Raw genomic sequence first — 7,606 nt, 5'->3', positions numbered from 1 at the left:
CAGGCCAGAGGGGGGTGCCTCGCTCCTGAGGGAGGGCTAAGCCGCCCCCTTCCGCCACGGCAAACTCCAGCGCACCTTTTCCAGCGTCGCCCTCGCCTCTGCCGACTGCGGATCCGGCTCCGTCTCGCGGTAATGCGCCGAGCCCGGCGGCGGGTAGGCAAGCGTGTTGTTGAAGCCGAACTTGTCGATCTGGCTGAAATCGGGGAAGGGCAGATTGTCCGCCTCGCGCCAGTCGCTGACACGTTTTTCGGCGGCGATGCGCTTGTCGTCGTCGATCGGCAGGTCGGCGGCGCTGTATTCCATCTGCGCCGGGAAGGCGAACTGCGCGCCGGCCTCGTCCATGATGTTGATGATCGACAACAGGATGTCCTCGCGGATGGCGAGGAATTCGCCGGCGTCCGACGTCATGATGTAGGTCGAGATGTCGACATCGAGCGAATAGGGGCCGAAGCCGACGAAGCGCACCCGGCACGGGTCGTCGATGACGCGCGGATGCGCGATCAAAAGCTTGCGCAGTTCGGCCAGCGTGTAGCGCAATTGGTCGGGCGTCGTCTCGTAGCGCAGCTGCAGCGTGGTCGCGAAACGGGTGCGGTCGCGATGCGCGTAATTCTCGATCTGCATGCCGGCGAAGTCGGAATTCGGCACCGAGATGATGGTGCGGTCGAGCGAGCGGATGCGGGTCGAGCGCATGCCGATATGCTCGATCGTGCCCGATTGGTCGCCGAACTTGCAGAAGTCGCCGACGCTGACCGGGCGGTCGGCATAAAGCGTCAGCCCGGAGAGGAAATTCTGCAACGTCGGCTGCGCCGCCAGCGCCACCGCCAGGCCGCCAATGCCGAGACCGGCGATGACGCCTTCATAGGGGATGGCCAGCACTTCGGCGAGCAGCAGGAAGGCGACAACCAGCACGGCGACGCGGGCCACGCCGGTGGACAGCGAAATCAGCGTGTCGTGATAGCCCGGCACCTGCCACAGCCTGCGATAATGGCCGGCGATGCTGCCGATGAGATGCCAGACCACCGGCGCGAAGCCGATGACGATCAGGCTCCAGGCCGCCGCCTTGACCGGCGCCGCGATGACCTGCGGCAGGCCGAGCGGGCGCAGCGCAAACAGCAGCAACAGGCCAAGCACGATGGCGCGCACCGCCCAGGCGACGACGCGCAGGAAGCCGGAGCGCTCGGTGCCACGGCTGCGGGCAATGAGCTCGATGACCGCATTGGCGATGAAGCCGAAGGCGATGCCGGCGAGCGCCGCCAGCCCAAGCGCCAGCCATTGCCAGCGCTCGATCGGCCCGGCTCGGGTGAGCAGCGCGGGGCTGATCTCACGGGCGAGGCCGCGCGTGGCGAAGAACGGATCGCTGCTGGCGAAGGCAGCGAATTCCGGCGCCACCGGCACATCCTCGACATCGGCATAGAGCGCGCGGATGTTGGCCAGCGTCTCGGGCGTGAACTGCCAGATCTTGCCCGCCGCGCCCGGCTTGCCGGTGTCGACCGGGCCGACGACGACATTGCCGGACGGGTGCTCGAAATAGACATAGGGCGTGTTCGACTTGGGATCGTCGGGGATCTCCTGCCAGTAGACATAGCCGATGCGGTCGATGACCTTCTTCAGGTAGCGCTCGAGCAGGATCGCCTCGTCGGCGCGCACCGCCGGATTGTAGTCGCGCAGGTCGAGTGCGGCGTCGGCCGGATCGCCGACCTCGGTGATGCCGCCGAGCAGCATCTTGAACGTATCGCGCGGCGAGGCGAGCTTGCCGGGGTCGTCGACCATGTCGACGGCCTCGCCGCGTGCCGCCTGGAATTCGGCAAGCTTGGCCTGCAGCTGGCTGAGCGGCGGGCCGACGATGAACCAGGCGCCATCCTTGCGGCGAAAGCCGGCGTCGAAGGAAACGCTAGTGTCGTATTGCTGCAGCCTGGCCGTCACCGCGTCGCCGGCGATTGCTTCATGTGGCAGGCTCCACAGGCGGAAGGTCGTCTTGTCGATGACGGAAAACAGAAGCTTGGTGTAGTCGGGCATGTTGAGGCCGCCACGATCGGCGTCGCTGACATCGATGAGGCCGGCGGCGAGTGCGGCCAGGCCCATGCCGCCGCCGGTGGCGCGTGCCACATTGTCGGCGCCGCTCTCGTTCATCGTCTGCAGGAACGAGCGCATGGTGGTCATCGGGTCCGTCTGATCGACGTCGATGCCCTCGACGGCGCTGACGCGCACGCCCGTCCACCATTCGGCGGTGGCGGATTCGAAGCGACCCATGAAGCTCGCGCCGTCGGGCGACTGGACGAAGGAGAATTCGCCCTGGCGATTGCCCTCGAACCAGCGGCCGACAAGCTTTTCGCCCTCGGCCTGCGCCTCGATGCGGCCGGCGTAGAGGGGATAGACGCCTTTGACCTCGGTACCGTTCTGCTCGAACTTGATCTGGGCGCCGCCGCCGCGCCATTTGGTGTCCCACACACCGCTCCAGTTGGCCGTTTCCTGGGCGTGCGCCAGCGAGGGCAACAGGCCGGCAAGGGCAAGTGCTGTGACAAGAGCAAGCACGCGCAGCAACAGCAAGACCAGGCGCTCCCGGCTAGCCGGGGTGAGGTGGACATCGCGCATCGGATTGCCCTTCTTCTCGCCGGCAACCCTGACTGGCCGGCTGAAGAGGTTATTCCGCTGGAAGATGAAGATTGTCTTTCCGGCCGGCACTTGGCCGCAAGAACTTGGCTCTAACAGTCAAAAAGAAGACTGGATTAGAACAAGCTAATTTCCCCGTTTCTCGCGTTGGCAGGATCGCATGCCTTGCAGATTGGCGGAAACATCTATCGCTTCGTCATCCTATGGCGGGGCAAGGAGCGAAGCGACGCGGCGCAGACCATAGGATCCATGCCGTGACACATAAGCGTCGCCACAGTTCAGAATTCTGCACCGCTGCACTCCACGACCAAGGTCGCGGCATGGATCCCAGGGTCTCCGCGACGGAGCTTCGCTCCTGCTTCGCCCAGGGATGACGAAGTTGGGAAGGCCTCGGCCAATTTCCGGATGGTTGCGATGGTTCACTACGTCGAGGAACTAATCATAAGTCAGGTCCGTCGCCTTCCCGCCAAACACCCGGTAGGCATAGAAGGAATAGAAGATGATGACCGGCAGCACGACCACGGCGCCGGCCAGGATAATGGCCAGGCTCTCCGGCGCCGAGGCCGCTTGCCAGATGGTCAGGCGATCCGGCACCACGAACGGGTAGAACGACCAGGCGAGGCCGGCAAAGCCGAGCGCGAAGATGGCGGCCAGCGTCAGGAACGGCGTCAGCGAATGGCGGTCGTCGGGCTTCGGCAGGTGGAAGGTCTGCCGCCACAGCCAGCCGAACAGCAGGGCCGACAGGATCGGCAGCGGCGACAGATAGAGCATCGCGGGCCAGACGAACCATTTGTCGAAGATGCGCGGGCTGGCGAACGGCGTCGCCAGCGAGATGGCAGCCATGCCGAGCGCGGTCAGCACCAGCGTCGTGCGCAGCCAGCGCACCGCCTTCTTCTGCAACTCGCCTTCGGTCTTGTAGATCACCCAGGCGGCGCCCATCGCCGCGTAGGCGGCGGCCAGGCAGAACGCTACCAGCACGCCGAACGCCATGCCGCCGAAGCCGACATCGAGGCCCAGCACATAGACGCCCAGCATGTAGCCCTGTGCCAGCGAAGCGATGATCGAACCGAGGAAGAAAATGCGGTTCCAGCGGTGCTTGCGCTCGGTCGGCACCTTGGCGCGGAAATCGAAGGCGACGCCGCGCAGGATCAGCCCGACCAGCAGCACGAAGACCGGAATGTAGAGCGCGGTCAGGATGACGCCATGCGCCATCGGGAAGGCGACCAGCAGCAGGCCGACGGCCAGCACCAGCCAGGTTTCGTTGGCGTCCCAGAACGGACCGATCGCGGCAATCATCGTGTCCTGCTCGGCGTCTTCAGCAGCGGCGAACAGGATGCCGATGCCGAGATCGAAACCGTCGAGAATGACGTAGATCAGGATGGCGAGGCCCATCAGGCCGGCGAAGATCAGCGGAAGCGCGGTTGGCCAGTCGAAAGTCATCTTCTTACTCCCCCGCAGCCGGTTGCGACATGGCCGTCTTCATCGCGCCCGGCAGCGGCGATGAGTCGCCGTCCTTTGCCGCCTTCAGCGCCAGGTGCACCAGCACGCCGAGATAGGCGATCAGCAAAAGCACATAGAGAATGAGATAGATGGCCAGTGTCAGCGCGACATGGCTGCCGGCCACCGGGCCGACCGCGTCGGCGGTTTTCAGCACGCCGGTCACCAGCCAGGGCTGGCGGCCTATTTCGGTGGTGTACCAGCCGGCCAGCGTCGCCAGCCAGCCCGACAGCGCCATCGGCACCATCAGCAGAGCGAGCGGCTTCGGCAGGCTGTGCCGGCGCTTGAGGAAGAAAGCCGCCGACCATGAGACGAGCAGCATCAGGACGCCGGTGCCGACCATGATGCGGAAACCCCAGAACACCGGGAAGACCGGCGGATGGTTGCCGGGATAGTCGTTCAGCCCCGGCACCACGCCGCTGGTCGAGTGCCGCAGCACCAGGCTGGCGCCGTCGGGAATGGCGATCTCGAACCTGTTTTCCTTGGCCGCCTCGTCGGGCAGGGCGAAGAGAACCAGCGGCACGTTGGGGCCGGTGTTCCAGTTGGCCTCCATGGCGGCGATCTTCTGCGGCTGGTGCTCCAGCGTGTTGAGACCATGCTGGTCGCCGGCAAAGATCTGGATCGGGATCAGGATCGCCGCGGTGAAGACGCCGGTGCGCAGCGCCTTCCACATCGATTCCGAACGGTCGCCGTAGAGATAGCGTAGCGCCGATAGGCCGGCGATCAGGAAGGATACCGTGAGCCCAGAGGCAAGCAGCATATGAACCAGCCGGTAGGGCATCGACGGGTTGAAGACAACAGCCCACCAGTCGACGGCATGCGCCACGCCGTCGCGGATCTCGAAGCCGGCCGGCGTCTGCATCCAGGAATTGAGCGCGATGATCCAGAAGGCCGAGACGGTGGTGCCGCCTGCGACCAGCACCGTTGCCAGCGTGTGGATGCGGTTGGAGACGCGGCGGAAGCCGAACAGCATGATGCCGAGGAAGGCCGCTTCGAGGAAGAAGGCGGTGAGGATCTCGTAGGCCAGCAGCGGCCCGGCAATGTTGCCGACCTTTTCCATGTAGCCCGGCCAATTGGTGCCGAACTGGAAGCTCATGGTGACGCCGGTAACCACGCCCATGGCGAAGGACAGTGCGAACACCTTCACCCAGGTGAAGTAGGCGCGTATCCAGGCTGAATCGCCGGTCGCGTTGTAGCGCAGCTTGAAGAACAGCAGCACCCAGCCAAGCGCAATGGTGATCGTCGGAAACAATATATGGAACGAAATATTTGCGCCGAATTGCATGCGCGACAGGATGAGCGGGTCCATGGTGGGCTCCGGCTGCTTCTAATGCCTGCAAGAATAGGCCTGTCGCGCCGGTCGGTCAAAGCGGCGTCCCGCCGCGAGGCGGAACGCCGCAGCGCCCTGCCAATATGACGCATGCGCAGCATGGCTCAGCCTATGCGCCGGGGTCCGGCGTGTCGCCGAGCGCATCTCAGTCCCGGCAGCGGCCGGAGTGTCCGCCGGCAACGATTGTGGAGAACTGGCAGGAGCGGCATCGACTTGCGGTTGCATGCACCGACATTCGGCCTATATCAGGGGACCTCTTTCAAGCAGCCGTTTTCATCCATGCCCTCCATCCTGTCTATTTCCGGGGTCTCCAAGACCTACGCCACCGGTTTTACCGCGCTCAAGGAGGTCAATCTCGACATCCAGCGCGGCGAGATCTTTGCGCTGCTCGGGCCTAACGGCGCCGGCAAGACGACGCTGATCTCGATCGTCTGCGGCATCGTCAATCGCTCGTCGGGCACCGTCACCGTCGACGGCCACGACATCAATAAGGATTATCGCGCCGCGCGCAGCCTGATCGGCCTGGTGCCGCAGGAACTGACCATCGACGCCTTCGAGAGCGTCTGGGCGACGGTCAATTACAGCCGCGGCCTGTTCGGCAAGCCGGCTAATCCGGCGTTTGTCGAGAAGGTGCTGCGCGATCTCTCGCTGTGGGACAAGAAGGACGCCAAGGCGATTACCCTGTCGGGCGGCATGAAGCGCCGGCTGATGATCGCCAAGGCGTTGTCGCATGAGCCGCGCATCCTGTTCCTCGACGAGCCGACCGCCGGCGTCGATGTCGAACTGCGCCAGGACATGTGGGCGATGGTGCGCCGGCTGCGCGACGATGGCGTCACCATCATCCTCACCACGCATTACATCGAGGAGGCCGAGGCGATGGCCGACCGCGTCGGCGTCATCAACCGCGGCGAGATCATCCTGGTCGAGAACAAGGCCGAACTGATGCGCAAGCTCGGCCGCAAGCGGCTGGTGCTGGAACTGCGCAATCCGCTGACGGCCATTCCGGAAGCGTTCTCGCACTATGCACTGGAGCTGTCGCCGGATGGCGGGCAGCTGACCTACACCTATGACAACCAGGCCGAGCGGCCGGGCGTCGCCTCGCTCATCCGCGATCTCGAGGCCGGCGGCATCCAGTTCCGCGACATCGACACGCAAAACAGTTCGCTCGAGGAGATCTTCGTCAATCTGGTGAGGAGAGAGCCATGAACCCGCGCGCGGCCATGAACCTACATGCGGTATGGGCGATCTACCGGATGGAAATGGCGCGGGCTTTCCGCACCGTGCTGCAGAGCATCGTCTCGCCGGTCATCTCGACATCGCTGTATTTCGTCGTCTTCGGCTCGGCCATCGGCTCGCGCATCACCGAGATCGACGGCATCAGCTACGGGGCCTTCATCGTGCCCGGCCTGATCATGCTGTCGCTCTTGACGCAGTCGATCTCCAACGCCTCCTTTGCCATCTACTTCCCGAAATTCGTCGGCTCGATCTACGAGCTTTTGTCGGCGCCGGTCTCCTATCTGGAGATCGTCATCGCCTATGTCGGCGGCGCGGCGACCAAGTCGATCATCCTCGGCCTGATCATTCTGGCCACCGCGTCGCTGTTCGTGCCGCTCACCATCCTGCACCCGTTCTGGATGCTCGCCTTCCTGGTGCTGACGGCGGTGACCTTCAGCCTGTTCGGCTTCATCATCGGCATCTGGGCGAAGAGTTTTGAGCAGCTGCAGCTGGTGCCGCTCTTGATCATCACGCCGCTGACCTTCCTTGGCGGCAGCTTCTATTCGATCAACATGCTGCCCGAAGTCTGGCGCACGGTGACGCTGTTCAACCCGGTCGTCTATTTGATCAGCGGCTTCCGCTGGAGCTTTTACGGCAAGTCCGACGTTTCGGTCGGCGTCAGCCTCGGCATGACCGTCGTCTTCCTGCTGGTCTGCATAACCATCGTCGCCTGGATCTTCAGGACCGGCTACCGGCTAAGGAACTGAGCGGCGAAAGCACCCTGAGGCGCCGCCAGGTCTGTTGAGATTCAGGTCAGGCCGAGTCGAAAATGGTGGATTCCGAGAACCGGAGCGGAGCGTACTTCTTGTACGTGAGCACCGGAAGCGCAGGAAGCTGCCATTTGCAGGCCGGCATCACCTGAATATCGATACGACCTAGTGTCCTGATCGGCAA

At 64.1% G+C, this 7,606-nt stretch carries 5 protein-coding genes; 2 read left to right on the top strand and 3 right to left on the bottom strand.

Annotated elements, in window-relative coordinates; genetic code table 11:
• Positions 1–36: 36 nt before the first annotated feature.
• The 3 genes from FCU66_RS40255 to FCU66_RS40245 all read right to left on the bottom strand — a co-directional run bounded on the left by FCU66_RS40255 (position 37) and on the right by FCU66_RS40245 (position 5,416).
• Complete coding sequence (locus FCU66_RS40255; protein ID WP_136621768.1) at positions 37–2,592, bottom strand: mechanosensitive ion channel family protein; 2,556 nt, start codon at positions 2,590–2,592, stop codon at positions 37–39.
• A gap of 453 nt (positions 2,593–3,045) precedes the next feature.
• Entirely contained in the window at positions 3,046–4,050 is a 1,005-nt protein-coding gene (locus tag FCU66_RS40250) for a cytochrome d ubiquinol oxidase subunit II (protein WP_136621767.1), read from the bottom strand.
• Positions 4,051–4,054: 4 nt separating this feature from the next.
• On the bottom strand, positions 4,055–5,416 hold the full coding sequence (locus FCU66_RS40245) for a cytochrome ubiquinol oxidase subunit I (protein ID WP_136621766.1): 1,362 nt from the start codon (positions 5,414–5,416) through the stop codon (positions 4,055–4,057).
• A gap of 300 nt (positions 5,417–5,716) precedes the next feature.
• Here FCU66_RS40245 and FCU66_RS40240 point away from each other — a divergent pair, with 300 nt between their 5' ends.
• Together FCU66_RS40240 and FCU66_RS40235 are read left to right on the top strand one after the other, a co-directional pair.
• Positions 5,717–6,643: an ABC transporter ATP-binding protein gene (locus tag FCU66_RS40240; protein WP_136621765.1), complete on the top strand. Its 927-nt coding sequence runs from the start codon at positions 5,717–5,719 to the stop codon at positions 6,641–6,643.
• Positions 6,644–6,657: 14 nt separating this feature from the next.
• A complete protein-coding gene (locus tag FCU66_RS40235; protein WP_136621772.1) occupies positions 6,658–7,419 on the top strand; it encodes an ABC transporter permease in 762 nt (253 codons plus the stop codon).
• Positions 7,420–7,606: the final 187 nt, after the last annotated feature.

The sequence above is a fragment of the Mesorhizobium norvegicum genome (assembly GCF_004919685.1).
GTDB classification, from domain to species: Bacteria; Pseudomonadota; Alphaproteobacteria; order Rhizobiales; family Rhizobiaceae; genus Mesorhizobium; species Mesorhizobium norvegicum.
This window is presented reverse-complemented; position numbering and strand designations above follow the sequence as displayed.

Coding starts and splice junctions, on each gene's coding strand:
- FCU66_RS40255 (WP_136621768.1), bottom strand. CDS start 2,592: ATGCGCGATGTCCACCTCACCCCGGCTAGCCGGGAGCGCCTGGTCTTG.
- FCU66_RS40250 (WP_136621767.1), bottom strand. CDS start 4,050: ATGACTTTCGACTGGCCAACCGCGCTTCCGCTGATCTTCGCCGGCCTG.
- FCU66_RS40245 (WP_136621766.1), bottom strand. CDS start 5,416: ATGGACCCGCTCATCCTGTCGCGCATGCAATTCGGCGCAAATATTTCG.
- FCU66_RS40240 (WP_136621765.1), top strand. CDS start 5,717: ATGCCCTCCATCCTGTCTATTTCCGGGGTCTCCAAGACCTACGCCACC.
- FCU66_RS40235 (WP_136621772.1), top strand. CDS start 6,658: ATGAACCTACATGCGGTATGGGCGATCTACCGGATGGAAATGGCGCGG.